This window comes from Nostoc sp. 106C, assembly GCF_002154725.1.
Classification (GTDB): Bacteria; Cyanobacteriota; Cyanobacteriia; order Cyanobacteriales; family Nostocaceae; genus Aulosira.
The window spans coordinates 68,283-87,253 of sequence record NZ_MTAW01000232.1; the positions used below are offsets into that span (position 1 = coordinate 68,283).

General features: G+C 42.9%; 12 protein-coding genes. 6 read left to right on the forward strand and 6 right to left on the reverse strand.

All coding sequences use genetic code 11. The features are described from left to right. Positions 1 to 472: 472 nt before the first annotated feature. The 3 genes from BV375_RS33805 to treZ all read right to left on the reverse strand — a co-directional run bounded on the left by BV375_RS33805 (position 473) and on the right by treZ (position 6,857). Positions 473 to 1,993 (reverse strand): trehalase family glycosidase, encoded by a 1,521-nt coding sequence (locus BV375_RS33805; RefSeq protein WP_086768728.1) that lies wholly within the window; start codon positions 1,991 to 1,993, stop codon positions 473 to 475. 115 nt (positions 1,994 to 2,108) lie between these two features. Further along, on the reverse strand, positions 2,109 to 4,901 hold the full coding sequence (gene treY, locus BV375_RS33810) for a malto-oligosyltrehalose synthase (protein ID WP_086768730.1): 2,793 nt from the start codon (positions 4,899 to 4,901) through the stop codon (positions 2,109 to 2,111). Between the two features lie 108 nt (positions 4,902 to 5,009). Beyond that, a complete protein-coding gene (gene treZ, locus BV375_RS33815) occupies positions 5,010 to 6,857 on the reverse strand; it encodes a malto-oligosyltrehalose trehalohydrolase (protein ID WP_086768732.1) in 1,848 nt (615 codons plus the stop codon). Positions 6,858 to 7,206: 349 nt separating this feature from the next. On the opposite strand from treZ, the gene BV375_RS33820 reads away from it, so the two are divergent. Beyond that, on the forward strand, positions 7,207 to 8,040 hold the full coding sequence (locus BV375_RS33820) for an SMP-30/gluconolactonase/LRE family protein (RefSeq protein WP_243714139.1): 834 nt from the start codon (positions 7,207 to 7,209) through the stop codon (positions 8,038 to 8,040). Positions 8,041 to 8,150: 110 nt separating this feature from the next. Here the strand turns inward: BV375_RS33820 and BV375_RS33825 are convergent, their stop codons facing one another. The 3 genes from BV375_RS33825 to BV375_RS33835 all read right to left on the reverse strand — a co-directional run bounded on the left by BV375_RS33825 (position 8,151) and on the right by BV375_RS33835 (position 13,784). After that, on the reverse strand, positions 8,151 to 10,907 hold the full coding sequence (locus BV375_RS33825; RefSeq protein ID WP_086768737.1) for a TIR domain-containing protein: 2,757 nt from the start codon (positions 10,905 to 10,907) through the stop codon (positions 8,151 to 8,153). An 82-nt stretch (positions 10,908 to 10,989) separates the two neighbouring features. Then, a complete protein-coding gene (locus BV375_RS33830; protein ID WP_086768740.1) occupies positions 10,990 to 13,227 on the reverse strand; it encodes a TRAFs-binding domain-containing protein in 2,238 nt (745 codons plus the stop codon). 146 nt (positions 13,228 to 13,373) lie between these two features. Next, the gene (locus BV375_RS33835) at positions 13,374 to 13,784 is read right to left on the reverse strand and encodes a thiol-disulfide oxidoreductase DCC family protein (protein WP_086768742.1); all 411 of its coding nucleotides are present in this window, start codon (positions 13,782 to 13,784) and stop codon (positions 13,374 to 13,376) included. Positions 13,785 to 13,944: 160 nt separating this feature from the next. Here BV375_RS33835 and BV375_RS33840 point away from each other — a divergent pair, with 160 nt between their 5' ends. The 5 genes from BV375_RS33840 to BV375_RS33860 all read left to right on the forward strand — a co-directional run bounded on the left by BV375_RS33840 (position 13,945) and on the right by BV375_RS33860 (position 18,930). Further along, positions 13,945 to 14,856: an AraC family transcriptional regulator gene (locus BV375_RS33840; protein WP_086768744.1), complete on the forward strand. Its 912-nt coding sequence runs from the start codon at positions 13,945 to 13,947 to the stop codon at positions 14,854 to 14,856. A 156-nt stretch (positions 14,857 to 15,012) separates the two neighbouring features. Continuing rightward, on the forward strand, positions 15,013 to 15,894 hold the full coding sequence (locus BV375_RS33845; protein ID WP_086768746.1) for a UTP--glucose-1-phosphate uridylyltransferase: 882 nt from the start codon (positions 15,013 to 15,015) through the stop codon (positions 15,892 to 15,894). A 141-nt stretch (positions 15,895 to 16,035) separates the two neighbouring features. Further along, on the forward strand, positions 16,036 to 17,088 hold the full coding sequence (locus BV375_RS33850) for an aldo/keto reductase (protein ID WP_086768748.1): 1,053 nt from the start codon (positions 16,036 to 16,038) through the stop codon (positions 17,086 to 17,088). 127 nt (positions 17,089 to 17,215) lie between these two features. Continuing rightward, positions 17,216 to 17,785: a DNA starvation/stationary phase protection protein Dps gene (gene dps, locus BV375_RS33855; RefSeq protein WP_086768750.1), complete on the forward strand. Its 570-nt coding sequence runs from the start codon at positions 17,216 to 17,218 to the stop codon at positions 17,783 to 17,785. A gap of 428 nt (positions 17,786 to 18,213) precedes the next feature. Then, positions 18,214 to 18,930: a pirin family protein gene (locus tag BV375_RS33860; protein ID WP_086768752.1), complete on the forward strand. Its 717-nt coding sequence runs from the start codon at positions 18,214 to 18,216 to the stop codon at positions 18,928 to 18,930. Positions 18,931 to 18,971: the final 41 nt, after the last annotated feature.

Below are 18,971 nucleotides of genomic sequence, written 5' to 3' on the forward strand. Positions count from 1 at the left end.
ATAGGGTTTTTCAATTGGGTTTAACAAAACACACGCGCGACTTTGCCAGAATTGGGGAATAGACCTGAGTGTGACTGGCGGATGAATAAACGGTGAAACACCGCACCCAATTTTGAATTTGGTGCAAAATAATACCAATTCAAATAATGTTTGCGACACATCAATATATTCTAGAGGTCACGGCAGTGCCGTGCCCCTACAATCTGTCGCATTCTTTTTTCAAATTGGTATAATTAAGTGGCGGATTTAGAGCCGCCACTTAAAGATTGCTAAATTGTAAATTCTTCAATAATCAAAGAATTATAGAGACCAGACAAATATCGGTTTTTATGGGTGTTCATCTGTGGTTGTTTTTGATTAGGACTTATATTTCTCTAAAATCTGACGATACATCAATCTCCGCGCCACTCTATCTGCGTGCTTACACGTCCTTATCTGTTGCTTTCATTTGAAGAATTAGCATTACGCAGTCTCAAGCCAAAGTTGCGAGGAGTTCTAGAACAACACCATTAGTCCAGCCAAAGCCGATTTCATTGGAACTGTATCCAAAGCAGATTTCGTCAGAAACGTTGGCAGAACAACGTTCTACATCGTATTTTTCCACCAAGATGCCGCGACGCTCAAATTCCTTAATGACCATAGCTAGGAACTTACGCGCAATGCGATCGCCTTCTTGATGATAGCCATAACGATGCAGTCCTTGAACGGCAATTAATGTCAAAGGTGCCCAACCAAAAGGTGCATCCCACTGATTACCAGTGACACGGGTACTGGTAAATATTCCGCCTGGTGCTTCAAACAAAGAAAGATTTTCGGCAATGCGTTTGGCCTGTGCTTCCGAGGCTATTCCCATCCACAAGGGATAGAAGGTGGTAGCAAATTCGTAATGGCGGCGTTTTCCAGTTTGGAAATGATAGTCAAGATATAATCCCTGCTTCTGATCCCAGAGATACTGATCCATGCGATCGCGGCGACTATCTGCGCGATCGCGCCATTGCTGCGCTAGTTCTTCGTTCCCTAAAATATCGTTAATCTGCGCTAAATCTTGTTCCATTTGATAAAGCAAACTGTTGAGGCACACAGGTGCATAGTGGATAATATCGATACTGAAAGGGCCAAACCGATTGCTGATATCAAAGCCAGACTCGCGCATCGTGCGATCGCCTTTGTAAAAGAGATTGCTTAGTTCATCATTTTCCCTGTCGTAGTAAAGACTGACATCATAGTCTTCAATCTCAAACCTTTGATAGTATTCTTTGACACGTTCATAGTGGCTTTTTCCTTCCTCATCTCGTTCGGAGAACAAGACTTCTGGCGCAGGGCCTTCACCCAAGGCATAATAGCGCGATAGGCCTGTTGCAGGGTTGAGATGGGGCGGTACTACCCAGTAATAGTAAAATTGCTCTAAAAGCGGTACAGCTGACCTCAGCCACTCTTCATCCTGGGTATGCTGGAACATTGCCAAAACCATGAGGCTAAGAACTGGCGGTTGCGATCGTGACAGCATATAAGTACGGTTGGAATTGAGGATAGTGCCGTAATGCTGCACTTGATATAGAAGTTGATCGACTTGACTTTGGGCTAAATCCCATTCTCCATCCCTTAACAGCCCCAACAAAATAAAGTAGCTATCCCAGCCATACATTTCGTTGAAGCGTCCACCAGGGACAACGTAAGACCCTGGTAGGTATAGCAATCCATGTTCTCTTATTGCTTCGGCTTCGGGGGGTAGAGTGCGAATTTCGATTTGTCGCATATCTTCCGCAGACAGCGATCGCTCTAACACAGACTGAATGTTAGGATTATCTTCTCTAGGCGAAATGTAAATAATCCAGGGAGTACCTGGTTTGTGCTCCAACTTGGTATCCTTGGCAGATTGTAATAAATGTTCGTGCGATCGCGTTAATGTTTTCCAGGTTTTTTTGATGTAGGTTCGCACGGCGTTAATTTGCGTGCTGGTGAATGGCGATTGGGTGGAAGATTGAGTAGTCATAAGCAATGAATCAAAAATTTTTTCTCACGCAGAGGCGCAGAGATGCAAAGAAGAAAGCAAGAGTAATTCTCTTTCTCTGTGTCTCTGTGCCTCTGTGGTTTTTAATTAAAGTGAGCTAATCACTCACTAACAAAGCAACTGGAAAGTGGGCAAGGGCTGCGCCAATGGATAATGTTCCTGTAGCTTCTAAGGATTGCTGAGTTAGAAGATTTTTCCAGGTGGAGGAAGTTCCTTTGGGTAATTGGAGGCGTGTATCTTGCCACACCGATTCAGCTAGAGGATATTCTCCAGGTTGGATTAGGCGAGTGAGAAAGCGAGGGGCGATCGCGATCGCTGTTTGATTTTCCTGCTGTCTGGCAAAGGCGATGATGCGATCAGCATAGGTTCCGTGAATTTCTAATGGCAGATATTCACCGTCTTGGAATAATTCGAGATAGTCTATTCTGGCTTTGAGGGCTTGTACTGTTAAAAATAGTTTGATTCTGCCATCGTTTTTGTGGGTGAGTAATTCTTGAATTAAGCCTAGAATGTCGGTCTTAATCTGCTCTTTTATTGCACTGAAATAAGTGCGTCGCTGCTCAAAATCTACAGGGCGACGGTTATCTGGATCGACTAAGCTGAGTTCCCAAAGTTCGGTTCCTTGATAAAAGTCGGGTACGCCAGGGGCGGCAATTTTTAATAGAGTTTGGGAGAGAGAGTTGAAAATTCCATAATCTGCAATTCGCTGTTGAAAAACGCGAAAATCTGCCAGGAATTCCTTTGAGATGGAAGGGTCTAACACTTTCTCCACAAAGGAAGTACAAGCCTCTTCATACTCGCTATCAGGACGTAACCATGCTGTATGCACTTTCGCTTCCCGAATGGATTTAATGATGTATTCCTTCACCCGTTCCACAAAAGATGATTGTTCGTGTTCCGCGAAAGGAAACGCCCCTACTAGTGTTTGATAGAGAAAATATTCATCATTGCGATCGGGCATAGCCGAACCATTGCGATCGCTTTTATGCCCTTGATTCATGCTACTCCAGGTATTAACCTGTTGCTCCCACTCATCTGGAATTTCTGACAACACATTCAACCTGGCGCGTACATCTTCACCGCGCTTGGTGTCGTGGGTGGCGGTGGTGTTCATTGTATGGGGCCAGTTGGCTTGGTGCTTTTGGTTAAAGGTATGGAAGTCGGCTAGGGAGATACCAAAGTGGCTAGGATTTCCGCCGACTTCATTCAGCGACAGAAAACGGTTGTAAGCATATAATGTGGTATCTTCCACGCCTTTCGCCATTAAGGGACCAGTGTATTGCTGCATCCGCAGAACAAAATATAGCCATTGTTCGCGTTCTGTTTGCGTGAGGGAATCGTCAAACTCTAGCAGCATCAGCTTTTCAATAAAGTCCATCTCGTGCTGCAATAGAGGTGCTTGTTCCTTGGCTTGGCGAATTACTTCTTCAATGTAGACGCGATCGCTATCATGGATGCCATCAGGTGTAATGTAGGTACGATAAATAGGGAATAGGGTAAGAACTTCCGCGATCGCTCGTTTTAATCCATTAACTGTAAAGTCATTACCATAGCGATATTTGCTGGAAATATTCTTCAAAAGAATAGCTAGATTATCAACGTCACCTGCCAAATTCTTTTCGAGAATAAGGTGCTTATTAGCCTTGACCAGAGATGCATAATCTACTTTTGAACCAATAAAGCTATGGTAAATTTTATCAAAATACCATTCATTTTCCGTTTGGCAGAATATCCCATTTATATAATTTAAAAAATCATATCCAGATGTACCTTCAATTCTCCAATTTTCTGGTAAATCTTCTGTAGTCTCCAAGATTTTTTCCACTGTGATGTAAACATCACCCATTTTTTCTTGGAGGCGTTCTAAATATTGTGTGGGGTTATAAAGTCCATCAATATGGTCAATTCGTAAACCAGTGAATTTGCCTTCTTCTACTAGCTTTTGAATTAAGCTATGAGTGTTATTAAAAACTCTTAGCTCTTCAACTTTCACAGAAATGAGTTCGTTGACAGTAAAGAAGCGGCGGTAGTTCATTTCCTCCGCCCCGACTTTCCAGAAGGCGAGACGATAAAATTGGTCTTTGAGTATATCATCTAGGAGGTTAAAGCTATCTGAATTACCTACTTCTCCATTAAAAATTTTGAGGTTTTCATCAATGAACTCGCGGATATTATCGTTGCTGGTGTAAAGTTCCCAAACCAGACCTTTGATAAAAGCGATTTGGTCTTGTCGCTGTTTACCAGCCACTTCTGAAGGCACATTTTTGAGGATGTAGAGAATCCCCAAGAGTTTGATGAAATCGGGATGATTGCGTCCTAAAGTGCGGGTGAGTTTGCCCAGATTATAGGTGAGGAATTTGGTGTAGGACTCTAACCGCAAAGGCAATTTTAAGCTGTAATAGTTAACAGTTAAACCGTTTTGCTCATATTGTAGCTGAATGTCTCCCTTTTCTAGAGAAACACCGTAGAAATCTCCTAGCAAGGGAGCGAGAATTCGCTGTTCGCGATCGCCAAAGGGAGCATTCCAACACAAATCGAAGTAGTCTGTATAGCTAGAATCAGGACCGTGTTCTAATACGTCCATTAAGTAGGCGTTTTCGCTACTATAAGCCATGTGATTGGGCACGATGTCTTGCAACCAGCCCATACCAAGGGATTGAAGTTCGCTAACTAAGGCTTCAAAGGACTCTGTGCTGCCCAATTCAGGATTTAATTGAGTAGCATCAACGACATCATAGCCATGTGTACTTCCGGATCTTGCCTTGAAGATGGGGGAGGCGTATAAATCGGAAATACCTAAATCTGCTAGATAAGATGCGATCGCTTTAGCGTTTTCAAAGCCAAATTGAGATGTAAATTGAATTCGATAAGTAGCCTTGGGAATTCGCATAGGATTGTTGTTTTGACTGGGAAATGAAGGGGATTTTTTTACGAACCGCAGAGACGCAGAGGAAGCAGAGAAGAGTGTATTACAGCATTCTGCCTCCTGCCTCCTGCCTCAAGGCTCTAATTCATACAGCACGAGACTGGTGGGTTGCAGTTGTAGTTCTTGTCCTACAGACAAATCTTCTGGTGCTTGTGAACCAGGCCCGGCCCATGAAGTATCGGCGGAATCTAATCGTTTGTAAGCATGGCGCTGAATTGGCAGAGTCACCTTCACTGGAGATTGATTGAAATTCAGCGCAAATATCACTTCACTTGATTCACTCCAACGACGCACTATGACCAACTGTTTATCTTCGTCGCTAGTTGCTTGAATGCAGTTGCGGTCTTGCTTCAATAGTGCGGGATGTGCTTTGCGCCAATCTATTAACTGACGATACCAATCTAGTAAAACTTTGTGCTGGCCTTCGTTGCGTAATTGCCAGTTAAGTTTACAACGCAAAAAGGTTTCTGCTGATTCTGGATCTGGTGGATCTTCGTCATAGTGAAAGGCTTCAAATTCTTGTTTGCGTCCGGCGCGTACTGCTTGAATTAAATCGGGGTCGGAATGGCTGACAAAGTACATGAAGGGCGCGGTTTCGCCGTATTCTTCACCCATGAACAACAAAGGTAAGTTCGGTGACAGCAACACAGCACCAGCGGCTAATTTCAATCCTTCAAAGGATACACGATTCCAAAGGCGATCGCCTTTCATTTGGTTGCCGATTTGGTCGTGATTTTGGATGCAGACGGAAAATTGTGATGGCGGGCGATCGCGGCAAGATATACCATGAAATCGTTTGCGATGAGGCGCGTATTTCCAATCGTAGACAAAGGTATCTTCATAAGCTTTGGCTAGTTGGGCGCATTGTCCAAAGTCTTGATAATATCCTTGGCGATCGCCTGTTAACAATGCGTGCAAAGCATGGTGAAAGTCATCACTCCATTGAGCATCAAGTCCGTAGCCACCCAGTTCCGGCGGACGAACGATTTGGGGATTATTTAAGTCACTTTCGGCAATTAAGTAGCGTTTGCGTCCCCCATCTTGAGAGAAGTTATGCACTGCTTCTGCTAATTCCCATAAAAAATGTTTGGCACCTAAATCGTAGATTGCCTGAATCGCATCCAGCCGCAATGCATCAATATGGAAATCTCCCAACCAATACAGCGCATTCTGAATGAAATAGTGACGCACACCCTGACTATGGGCATCGTCAAAATTCATTGCATTGCCCCAAGGTGTCTTATAGGTTTTAGTAAAGTAAGGTGCAAATTGACCCATGTAGTTACCTTCTGGGCCAAAGTGGTTATAAACCACATCCAGCACTACAGCAATACCGTGTTGGTGGCAAGCATTCACTAACTGCTTCAAATCGGCTGGTGTGCCATAGGAATTTTGCACAGCAAACGGGTAAACGCCATCATAACCCCAGTTGCGGTATGCCAGAGAAGGTTCAATATGGGTGTCGCCGGGGAACTGGGCGATGGGCATGATTTCAATAGCATTAATCCCCAGTTCTTTTAAATCTGCTAGGCGGGGAATGATGGCGGTGAAGGTGCCTTCAGGTGTAAATGTGCCAACGTGGAGTTCATAGAAAATCATCGATTCCAAAGGAACCCCAGTCCACTCGTCATCTGTCCACTCAAACTGATGATCGATAACTTGCGACGGCCCGTGAACTCCTTCAGGTTGATACTGCGATACTGGATCGGCAAAGGCGTTTTCTCCATCCAAGACATAGCGATAAAGTGTGCCTGGATAGACATCATTTACTTTCGTCTGCCAATAACCCTCTGCTTGGGGTTTTAGCGGAATTACTTGCTGTTGTGGCGTCAAAATTTGCACCGCGACACTATTTAGTGTTGGCGACCAGACTGTAAATTCACACTCTCCGTTACCCAAGTAATGAGCACCCGTTCTCACGCAGTATCCTCCCGTTAGATAATGTGTGCCGAATTATGGCATGACCATCAACGCGAACCCGAAGGGGGTTGCCGCACGACATCGCGCCAGATAGCATCATGTAGGGTTTAGCAAACAATTTTCTAGTATCGGCAGGCGGATTTTTTTAACAGTAAACGTCTGTCTATTAACCCAAGGGAAGATTATGTGAAAAAACTCTGTCAATTTTGTTACTATCCTCTTTATTTTGGCGAAGGTATTGTTCATTGTGAAAAAATTTATTTTCCAAATAGCAGCGTGCAATTTGTTACTAAGTTTGTTGATGATACAGCACAGCAGTGGAAATATCTCCAGTAGCATACAAGCTGTTATGGACACTGACGCCAAAGTAGAAAAGTTGGCTGGTGGTTTAAAATTTACAGAAGGGCCAGTTTGGCATCCCAGAGGCTTTTTACTCTTCAGTGATATCCCCGCCGATACTATCTATAAGTTGACAACTGACGGTAAAGTTTCCGTATTTCGTCGTCCTGCTGGCAATCCCAACGGTAATACTTTTGATACACAAGGACGGTTAATTACCGCTGAACATAACCGTCGTCTTGTACGCACAGAAAAAAATGGTCAAATAAAAGTCTTGGCGGAACGCTACCAGGGCAAACTTCTCAACAGTCCGAACGATGTTGTAGTTAAGTCAGATGGAAGCATTTATTTTACTGACCCACCCTACGGCATCAGCAAGGAAAAGGAAGAACTTGGCTTTTATGGCATCTATCGCTGGCGGCCGAATGGAACTTTGACTTTGCTCAATAAACAAATGCTACGTCCCAATGGAATCGCATTTTCACCTGATGAGAAAAAACTCTATGTTAGTGACTCTGCACAAGGAAATATCCGCATTTTCGACGTTAAATCAGATGGCACTTTAACTAACAGCAGGGTTTTTGCGGAGTTGAAAGAACCCAAGGACAAAGGCGTACCTGATGGTTTGAAAATAGATATTAAAGGCAATATCTACTGTAGCGGGCCAGAAGGAATCTGGATTTTTTCCCCAACAGGTCAACTACTAGGCAAAATTATTGTGCCAGAGGTCGTCACAAATTTGGCTTGGGGCAATAAAGACTACAAAACTCTTTACATAACCGCAGGTCAGGGTGTTTATCGCATCCGCTTAAAAGTTGCGGGTAAGCAACCAGGAAGGATATAAGCGGTTCGATCAATTAAGCTTTGTGGCAATTTTTGCATAAGTCCTGAGGAAAAAGGATAATCTAGTAGTATGTGAGAACAACATCAACCTCAAGGCGATCGCACGACTCGTTACTTCCGACTTTCTATTCCTTGGCAAATCTGGCGATCGCGTTCACTAAGGTCAGTATTATACTGCAAATAGTTGTGTAACCACTGACAACCGCGTGTCAACAGTTGATCTAAATCTGCATTCTCAAAGGGCATGAATTTGATAACGCCACCTTCACCTGCGATCGCAATTTGATGCCCTTTAGGATTAAAAGCTACATTCCAAACTTCACCTTGATAATCTCTAATCTTAGCGATTTGCTGCCCGGAAACAGTCCAGTATCTGACAGTACCATCCTCTCCCGCAGTTGCAATTTGCTGACCATCATCGGGGCTGAACCGGGCATCAAAAACTTGTCCCTCATGTCCTCTGAGCAAAGCAAGCTGTTGTCCTGCAAGATTCCATACCCGGGCAGTACCATCTTTTCCGGCGGTAACAATTAACTTACCATCCGGGCTAAAGTTCGCTTGAAAGACAATATCCTGATGCCCTTTGAATTCTGCCAGTTGCTTTCCAGAGAGATTCCAAAGATGAAATGTTCCCTGGTCTCCAGTGGTAACGATTGTTTTACCATCAGGGCTGAACTTGACACTCCATATTTGACCGTCATTCGTCTTAAAACTCCCAGTTTGTTGCCCTGAAGTCCACAAACGAATCATGCCATTTTCTCCTGATGTGACAATGCTTCTACCATTCGGGCTAAAGCTGGCACGATAAATTCCTTGCCCATGACCTCCAAATTCAGCAATCTGCTGTCCCTTCAGGTTCCACAACCGGGCAGGTTCATCTCCGGCGGTGAGAATTTTTGTCCCATCTGGGCTGAAGCTCAAACTCCAAACCGATTTTTGATGTCCCTTAAATTCGGCTATTTGTTGCCCTGTCAGATTCCACAGGCGAACCATTCCATCAACTCCAGCCGCAGCGATCTTCGTTCCATCTGGGCTAAAATTCAGGCTCCAAATCCACCCTTGACTGGCTTTAAATTCAGTAATCTGTCGTGCAAGATTCCATAACCGGGCAGTACCATCGCCGCCAGCCGTGATCAGTTGCTGACCATCTGGGCTAAAATTCACACTGTTAATCCAGAGTGTCGCTTTAAACTGAGCCAACTGATGCCCTGCGAGATTCCACACACGGATAGTGCTATCTCTTCCAGACGTAGCAATTCGCGTTCCATCAGGACTAAAACTCACCCCTAAGACTGCACCTAAATGCCCTTTGAATTCGGCAAGGGTTTTAACCGCCAAATTCCACAACCTGGCTGTGCCATCATCACAAGCAGTCACAATAGTTTTGCCGTCAGGGCTAAAATTGACTTCGCTAATGCTACTTTCATGCCCTTTAAATTCGGCGATTTGTTGCCCTGTCAGGCTCCACAGCCGCGCCGTGCGATCGCTCCCAGCTGTCACTAATTGCCGCCCATTTGGACTAAACCGGACATACGCAATCTGTCCTTGATGACCGTTAAATTCAACGAGTTGTTGTCCTGTCAGGCTCCACAATCGAGCTGTGCCATCAACGCTGGCTGTAGCAAGTCGTTGACCATCAGGACTAAAACTCACACTCCAGATTAATCCCTGGTGTCCTTTGAATTCAGCCAATTGTTGTCCTGAAAGATTCCATAATCGAGCAATGCGATCGCTGCCGGCAGTCGCAATTGTTTTACCATCTGGGCTAAAGGTGGCATCCAAGACTTGCCCCCGATGTCCTTTAAATTCAGCCACTCGTTGTCCTGTGGCAGTCCATAGCTTTATAGTGCCGCGATCGTCAACAGTGATAATTTTGCTACCATCGGGGCTAAGCCGGGCGCTGGAAACGTTGCTCTGATCCGCTCGAATGCGATTCTGTTCTTGGATGTTTTCCAGCAGCGTTCTCAGGGCAAACAGCGGGCTGGTGGTGGGATATTGGGCGATGGGACGGCCATCTCTTACCAATGTTTGCAACGCTTTACCACTTTGTAATGCTGCCAAGAGCGCACCTAACTGATCTGAGTTAAACTGCTGCAAGGCAGTTGCTCCTTCCCGTTCTAGCTGCGTTGCAGTTTTCGCTTCTTGTAGTTCTTGAAGCGCCCGAATGGTCATCGCACTGACGATAGCTGCTGCACATATTGTCACACCCAGCACTGCTGACCCAATCTGCACCATCCGCTTTGACTTTTGTCCTGCCTGAATCAACCTTTGGTAAGCATCTTCAGCTTCGCGGCTTTTACTGATGTAGTTGATTTGCTGTTCGGTGGGTTTTGGTTCTTTGCTAGCTCCCCGCTGTAACCATTGTTCTGCCTCTTGCAAATCGCTACCACGCAACAAAAAGCTATCATTGCGTGCTTTTTCTTCCCACTCTAGAGCATGTACAAGCAGGCGCGTGTGCGCATATACATAGTCCAAATCAGTGTTAATCGCTTTCAGCAAAGACTGAAGGGCACGATCAAAATTATCTTGCTCTCGAAAAAAAACCCAGTTGTGCCTTGCCACCGCTTCATGCAGCTGCTCGATCTCAAAACCTTCTCGCCACAAAATGGGTATTAAACGCTTGTTAGTTTTAACGCTATGCTCAACCTCTTGGCGGCACACCTTAGAGGCAACTGAGTCCGGGCTGATAATAAAAATAAAAGTATGTGCCCCTGCGATGCCACGCTGGATTTCATGCCACCAGTCTGCGGTTAGGGGAATATCCTGCCAGTCAACCCATGCATCACAATTCGCTTCTTCCAATGCAGCATGGAGTTTCTCCACAAATACCCTATCTTGACGCGAGTAGGAGATAAAAATATCAGCCATGATGCGCTTTTTGGTATGACTTCAATTACAAGGTGCGATCGCAGTTGTATCATGACATCATTAGCAAGCTTTGTCCCCATTCTCAATCGATGATTTGACGGCGTAAATGATAAGTGGGAAATGTGCCATATCCTTTAGCAAAAGGGATCTGTCCTACATAATCACAAGTAAAATCTTCAACCCCCAAGGTGCAAGCTAGGGCAGCAAAAGCTTGGCTTGTATAAACTTTACCTGGTGGGGTTATCGGTTCAATTCTGGCAGCATAGTTAACATGAGTGCCAATGTAGCTGATATCTTTAGTCACAGGGTTAACATATTGGTAAACTGGCCCTGCATGTAAGGAAATTCGCAAATTGAGATTCTCTGGCAGACCCTTTTCTAACCAATTAATCTGTTGAATGAGATCGCATAAATCAAGGGCAAAGTTACCAGCATCGCTGATACTGGGAAAGACATAATATAAAGCATCTCCCCAAGTATTTTTCACTAATGGCTTATAACTTGATTTAGCTTCTAGTTCAGCAACAGAACCGAGAAAATATTCGACATATTGAGGAATTTGTTCTTCAGTTAAGTTCGAGTACTTAACAACATCAGCAAACAAAAGCGCCATAACTTCTCTAGATTCGCTATTATTGTTTGCTTCTTGAATAATATTTATTTCTGGTTGCCAATCTTGAGATGAATGGTTATTTATCAGTGATGCTTTTCTGATCGATTCCAAGTCGATGATTTCTACTTCATAGCCCCATGCTTGCCAAGTCTTAATCGCCCAAGCCGTACCACCAGTTCCATCACCAGCTTTGCCATCCCAAACCGCAAGGTGAATCAGTTCTGTATCGAGTAATTCGGCTCGCATTTTACCTAAACCGTGGACAACACAATTGGCATATTCATATAAAACTTGGCTGTTTTCTAATTTGCGATTAGAGCAGGTAATGACTTCATTAGCTTTATCCAATAATTTTTCGCATCTTTGTTTCCAGTTACTATGAGGAATTATATCGACTGAATACTTAATAAATTCTTCTCGATCGTAAGGCAGTACTATATGAATATCTCCATTGAGTTCCAGAATTGCTTCTAAAAACAAAATATCGGCACCACAAGCAGGGGAAGCATATCCTATTTTGGCATCGAGAGCCGAGAGGCGATCGCGAATAGCTCGATAAACTTGTTCTTCTAATTCCGGGGGAAACCTAGGGATATTTCTCCCTGGCTGGTCAATCATGTGTCCGCTAAAGACTACCGCGCGCGGTAGTTTAAACCATTCCTGAAGGCGCTGGGTATCTCCTTCTAAATATTCCAGCAGGAGTTTTGCATTGCGGCGGGTAGAACTGATATCCCCAAGCCGTCCTTTTCCAACTTCTATTGCTCGTTTATACCATTTTTCGGCTTCTGACCAGCCTCGCAAAATTAAAGCAGCTTCACCCAGAGTTGCTAATTGCCAATAATCTTTTTCTGGTTGTTGCAAACATTGCTCTCGTACTTGAGCCGCAATTTCTCTGGCTGTTACTTCGTCTCCCCTTAACAAAGTCATGGTAGCAGCATTAATTCCAGGATAGTAATTGCCAGTTAATTGATAGGCTTGTTGATATCTTTGGGCTGCTAATTCCAGTTGGCGTTGTTTTTCTTGGGGGGTAGTTGCTCGCAGGTAAAGGTCTTTATGAGTTCTAGCAAGAATAGAGATAGTTTCTCGATCTGATTCTCCTGCTGACACCAATTCTAATAGAAGCGAATTAGCTCGTAATATTGCACCACTGCGCGCCAATGCCAAAGCTAAAAGTTGCTTTAATCTAATATTGTTTTCCCAGTGTTTTAGTCCTTCAGTGATGACATCATAAGCCATTAAAGGTTCGCCTAGTTGCAGAATTGTTTCTCCCAGGACAATATAAATATCCGGTGAATGAGGTCTAATCTTAATGGTTTCTCTTTGAATCGCCAATAAAGAACTTAAATTTAATTCTGACGATTCTTGGAGATTTTTTAGCATTCCAGCCAATTGTTGCTCTTGTTGCTCATCTGGTAATAGAGTTGCTTCTCCTTCAATACGGTAGCCTAATGCTAACAGCATCTTGATAACTCCTAGGGCTGTATTGCGATCATACTGTTTCTCTGATTCTGATAATTCTTCATAGGGAACTAGCCCAGGATGTTCTTTGCGGATATCGTCTCGCTGGGGACCAAATTTCCATCCTTCTGCTATGCGTTGCTGTGCCCAAATTTCATGTGTATTTTTAGCTAGTAATTCAGTCAATTTGAGGTGTTCGGTATTGATGATTACTTTTGCAGTATCTATTGGCTCTGGTTTATAGTTCATTTTGAATGCTAAATTCTCATTCAATCATTCACTGAATTTGTACTAATGTTTTGTTATAGAGACCATAAACTTAAGAGCATAACGCAATAATTACAAAATCAAACACGTTATGCTAATTACTGGAAAAGCTAACAAACTAAGCTTTTCTAGCTATCTACCTTGCAACTACCATCTACACAGAATGAGGATTGATAGGTGCTGGAACGCTTGCCAAAGATTGTATAGCGATTATCGCGGATTTGTTCGTAAACGCGATCACCTACCCACTTCACTCCAGGTAATGCTCGGTAAGCATCGACAAATATGCTTCCTAAGGGCATTAACCGCCCAATTTCTTCGGCTGCATCACTACCTTGCCAGCGTCTTTGGGGCGCATTCGCATCAATTAAAATCATTCCTTGTTCACAATTTTGGGGAGTAATCCCAAATTGAGCGATTGTTTGTTCATCTTGCATCGGGCTGTAGCGAAACAGCTTTCCTTGGTCTAAGCTTTCTAATAATTGCACCAAAGTAACGCAGAGATTGCAATTGCCATCGTAAATCACGTAGTAATTCATCAGCTTTGCTTATGCCCCCAGGCAGAGATATAGTTTCTATGAGATTATAGATTTCTGTATGTAAACTTAATTTACCTATACTCCAAAAAAGTAGCTAGGGTAGTTAAGAAGGTAAGTATAGCGTTACACCTAAATCCGAATGCTTGCTGGGGTGCGAACAATGCCAGAAGAGAAAATCTTAACTGTTGATTTTGCTCAACGAGATGCTTGTTCAGAAATTCTACCGCGATCGCCCCTGCTATCGAGTTACGATGCCAACTGGGATGGTGTTCGCCTAGATCATCATCGACAGCCTGGCTATGAAACCCCCGAACACTACTGCCAACAGCATATTGTTACTATTAGCCTAGACCAAAATGTCCACAAGGCTGAGCGAGTTTTTAATGGCAGGCTTCAGAGTGAGCGCATAGGCTATGGAGATGTGGTCATACTTCCAGTAAATACCAATCATTTATCACGTTGGGAATTAGAAGCAGAATTTTTAGTTATCAGTCTAGAACCAGCTTTGTTTACTCGCGCAGCTTTTGAGGCAGGAGATTTACAACGTTTCGAGATTGTACCCCGCTTTGCTGCACCAGATCCCTTAATTCAACAGATTGGGCTAGCACTTCAGTCGGAACTCAAATCAGATGGCATGGGTAGTCGTATTTACATAGAATCTCTCACAACTACCCTCTGCATTCACCTACTCAAACATTATTCTGTATCAAATGAAATAATTACTCCATCTCCTCACGAGCAAGGACTTTCTCAATTGAAGTTGCGCAAAGCCATTTCATATATTCAAGAAAACCTGGAGCAAGATTTAACCTTAGCTGAAATTTCAGCAGTAGTGGGAATGAGTATGTATCATTTTTCCCGGCTATTTAAACAGTCAACAGGTTTTGCCCCTCATCAATATGTGATGAATTGCAGAATTGAAAAAGCAAAGAAGCTATTAACTCGCACAGAACAAACCATAGATCAAATCTGCCAGCAAGTAGGTTTTCAAAGTCAAAGTCACTTCACAAATGTCTTCCGAAAATTGATGGGTACAACGCCTAGAGTCTATAGAGAAAAGGTGAAAATCTAATGAAGAAATCAACCGAAAACAAGCATTAGTTGCCTAGTTACAAATGCACTTAGTTACGCCAAAAGAAAGAGAGATATTATTTAAAGTCCTATCAGAACTTTTAGCTACAGTAGCCTTAGAATATAGTTATATTTCTATACAAAATTAAATTTATTTATGCAAATAAATCAAGTAAGAAAAGCGGTAATTCCGGCTGCTGGCTTTGGTACTAGATTATTTCCTGCTACTAAAGTTGTCAAAAAAGAACTTTTCCCAATTATTGACCAAGATGGGAGAGCTAAACCCGTAATCTTAGCAATTGTAGAAGAAGCAATTAGGGCGGGTATTACAGAAGTAGGCATTGTTGTACAACCTGATGATCTGGGAGTTTTTGCAGATTTATTTAAAAATCCACCCACACCAGAACTTTGGCAAAAGCTCTCGTCGTCTAATCAAGAATATAGTGAATATCTGCAAGAATTGGGTAAGAAAGTTGTACTATTAACCCAACAACAACAAGAAGGATATGGTCATGCAGTATTTTGTGCTAAAGACTGGGTTCAAAATGAGCCATTTCTGTTAATGTTAGGTGACCATGTATATAAATCTGATATTAATAAATCTTGTGCGCGACAAATTGTTGAACTTTATGCACAAGTTAATCAAAGTGTAGTCAGTTTAACTACAATGCCAGCCGCAATCATTGACAAAGCGGGATGTGTAACAGGAGTGTGGCAAGAATTCAATTCACTGTTGACAATAACACAACTGGCAGAAAAACCTAGTATTGATTATGCACGCCAGCATCTACAAGTAGAAGGCATGGCAGAAGATGAATTTTTATGTGTATTTGGTTTATATGTATTGACACCAAAAATTTTTGATTATTTGGCAGACAGCATTCAGAAAAATTTCCGCTATCGTGGTGAATTTCAATTAACAACTTGTTTGGATCAATTATGTCAGGCAGAAGGAATGACAGGTTATGTCATGAAAGGTAAATGTTTTGATACAGGTTTACCAGATACCTATCGCCAGACATTAATTGATTTTAGGTAAGATTCAGATTGTATAACTCTACTCTTTCAGAGTGAAAGGTTGCGGTTATGACAGCAAGATTTTGATATTGTTAGCAAAAACTGACAAAGACAAAAGTGCCACACATCGTTACACTCAATTTCAGTCATTGAGAAAGTTGTGATGAGATACAAACTTTTGGGTAAAAGCGGGTTGAGAGTCTCTGAACTCTGCTTGGGAACAATGACCTTTGGTGAAGATTGGGGTTGGGGTGCTTCCCAAGATGAAAGTCGGAGGATTTTTGATACTTTTGTGGAAGCAGGTGGCAATTTCATCGACACCGCTAACGGTTATACAGATGGTACGAGCGAGAAAATTGTTGGTGAGTTAATTGCTCAAGACCGAGAACGTTTTGTTGTTGCTACTAAATACTCGTTCCCTTTGCGGATGAACGACAATAAGAACGATCCTAACGGTAGTGGTAATCATCGCAAGAATTTAGTTCAGTCTTTGGAAGGCAGTTTGAAACGGCTGAATACTGACTACATTGATTTATTTTGGTTGCACGCTTGGGATTTTACAACACCTGTAGAGGAAGTTATGCGATCGCTTGATGATATGGTTCGTCAAGGTAAGGTACTCTACGTTGGGATTTCTGACGCGCCTGCTTGGATTATCTCTCAAGCTAACACGATCGCTCAGTATCAAGGCTGGACACCGTTTGTCGCTTTACAAGTGGAATACAGTTTGATTCAGCGCACACCAGAACGGGACTTAATCCCAATGGCAAAGGCTTTGGATTTAGCTGTAACACCTTGGTCACCTTTGGGTGGTGGCGTACTCACAGGTAAGTATAACCAGCCGCCACAAGTAGGGGATGAACAAGGGCGATTAACAAATGCAGCTACCGGAAGTATTTCTGAACGCAGTTTAGCGATCGCGGATGTTGTCAGTCAAGTTGCTGCCGAAATTGGACGCACACCTTCACAGGTAGCAATAGCTTGGTTACGCGCTCAAAGCGGTGTAATTATTCCGATTATCGGCGCTCGTAAGCTCAGTCAATTTCAAGATAACTTAGCGGCTTTAGATGTGACTTTATCACCAGAACATCTGCAACGCCTGCATGAAGTGAGTCAAATTGAGCTTGGTTTCCCCCATGATTTCTTGCAGGATAATACAATCCGCGATCGCCTTTTTGGTGGCACATTTAGTGCTCTAGATAACCATAGAGCCTGACTGAGCTATTTTGCTTATGAAGAAGATAATAACTGATTGATGCCGAAATTCCCTCTATCTCTAGGAAGTTCCAAAATCTAAAGCAATATTTGTAGACTTATTATGACATCCAAGCAGATACAACATCATGAGCGACAATAAAATTGCATCCCGGCTTTATCCCACCCGCATTGATATTCCTGCCGAAGCGCGATCGCAAATCGTGGTACTTCTCAATCAAACTTTGGCAGCCACTTTAGACTTGAAAACCCAAGTAAAACAGGCCCATTGGAACGTTAAAGGCACTGATTTTTACCAGCTGCATGAATTGTTTGATGAAATTGCTACTGAACTTGAAGAATATGTCGATATGGTTGCTGAACGCGTTACCGCTTTAGGTGGCTACGCTGTAGGAACAGCCCGCGCCGCAGCTAGTAATTCAATTTTACCAGAATATCCTTTTGATATTTTAGATGGTAAAGACCATGTGACCGCTTTGGCAGATCGCTTTGCACCTTATGCTAAACATCTCCGGGAAGCGATCGCCAAAACCGATGACTTGGGGGATCTTGACACTGCTGACCTTTATACTGAAGTTTCTCGCACCATTGATAAACGTCTGTGGTTCTTAGAGGCTCATTTGCAAGTAGCAGAAATCAAAGGCGAGAATGGCGCATCTACTGTGAAAGCAACTAAACAGCCAGTTGGTGTGAAGTGAGAAATTTTGAGATTTCCACTGCTAGCAGTCCTATCTAATTTGTCAAATCTTCGTAGGTAGGGCATTGCCCAGGGTATGATTAATTATTCACAAATGATCTAGGATTGCTATAACAGTAACCTTTTGGTAAGTACGTCACTTTTAAGTGCGTACTTTTCATTTTGTAGTTAAATACATTACTATTTAAATAGTTCAAAAATAACTTTAATACTAAGTTGCGTTGAATGAACACAATCAAAGTGTGAGAAAGCACAGAGCAATTAATGAACACAGAAAATTAACTGTTTGAATGCAACTTAATTAGTAATTTTGCTGAAATGTAATATTTAATGTCACCTGTTAGGCAATAAAAGCTGGAAATAATGATTGCTTAACTGACAGTACCCAATTTGTGAATCTAAAAAATCAACTAAACACAAGGTAGATTTATGTCTCAAAATACTAAGACTTTCGTCATTCATGACAGTAACTCACGCGGTCATACTAAAATTAGTTGGCTCAACAGTTACCACACATTTTCCTTTGGTAGTTTTTACGATCCCAACTACATGGGATTTCGCTCCCTGCGCGTGATCAACGATGATACAGTTGTTCCTGGTGCTGGCTTTGGAACTCATGGTCATCGCGATATGGAAATCCTTACTTATGTTTTGTCAGGCGCTTTAGAGCATAAAGATAGCTTAGGCACAGGTTCGGTAATTCGTCCTGGTGACGCACAGATAATGAGTGCTGGTACTGGTATTACCCACAGTGAATATAATCATTCGCAAACTGAGCCGGTTCACTTTCTGCAAATCTGGATGATACCTAACAAGCTAGGATTAGCGCCAAGGTACGACCAAAAAACCTTTCTACCAGAAGAAAAGCGCGGAAAACTACGTTTAATTGCTGCTAAAGATGGGCGTGATGGTGCTGTGATAGTTCACCAAGATCTCGATCTATACGCATCTATTCTGGAAAAAGGTGATGTTGTTAATTATCACCTCAAGAGCGATCGCCATGCCTGGTTACACGTAGCTCAAGGTGTCGCAACTCTCAATGGTGCGGAACTCAAAGCAGGCGATGGCGTACAAATCAGCGGCGATGAAAAACTTGAAATCAGCACAAACGCCAGTGCAGAAATCTTGCTGTTTGATTTAGCTTAATCGGCTACAAGGCAATAGAGTTGAGGCTGACTGCGTTTTAG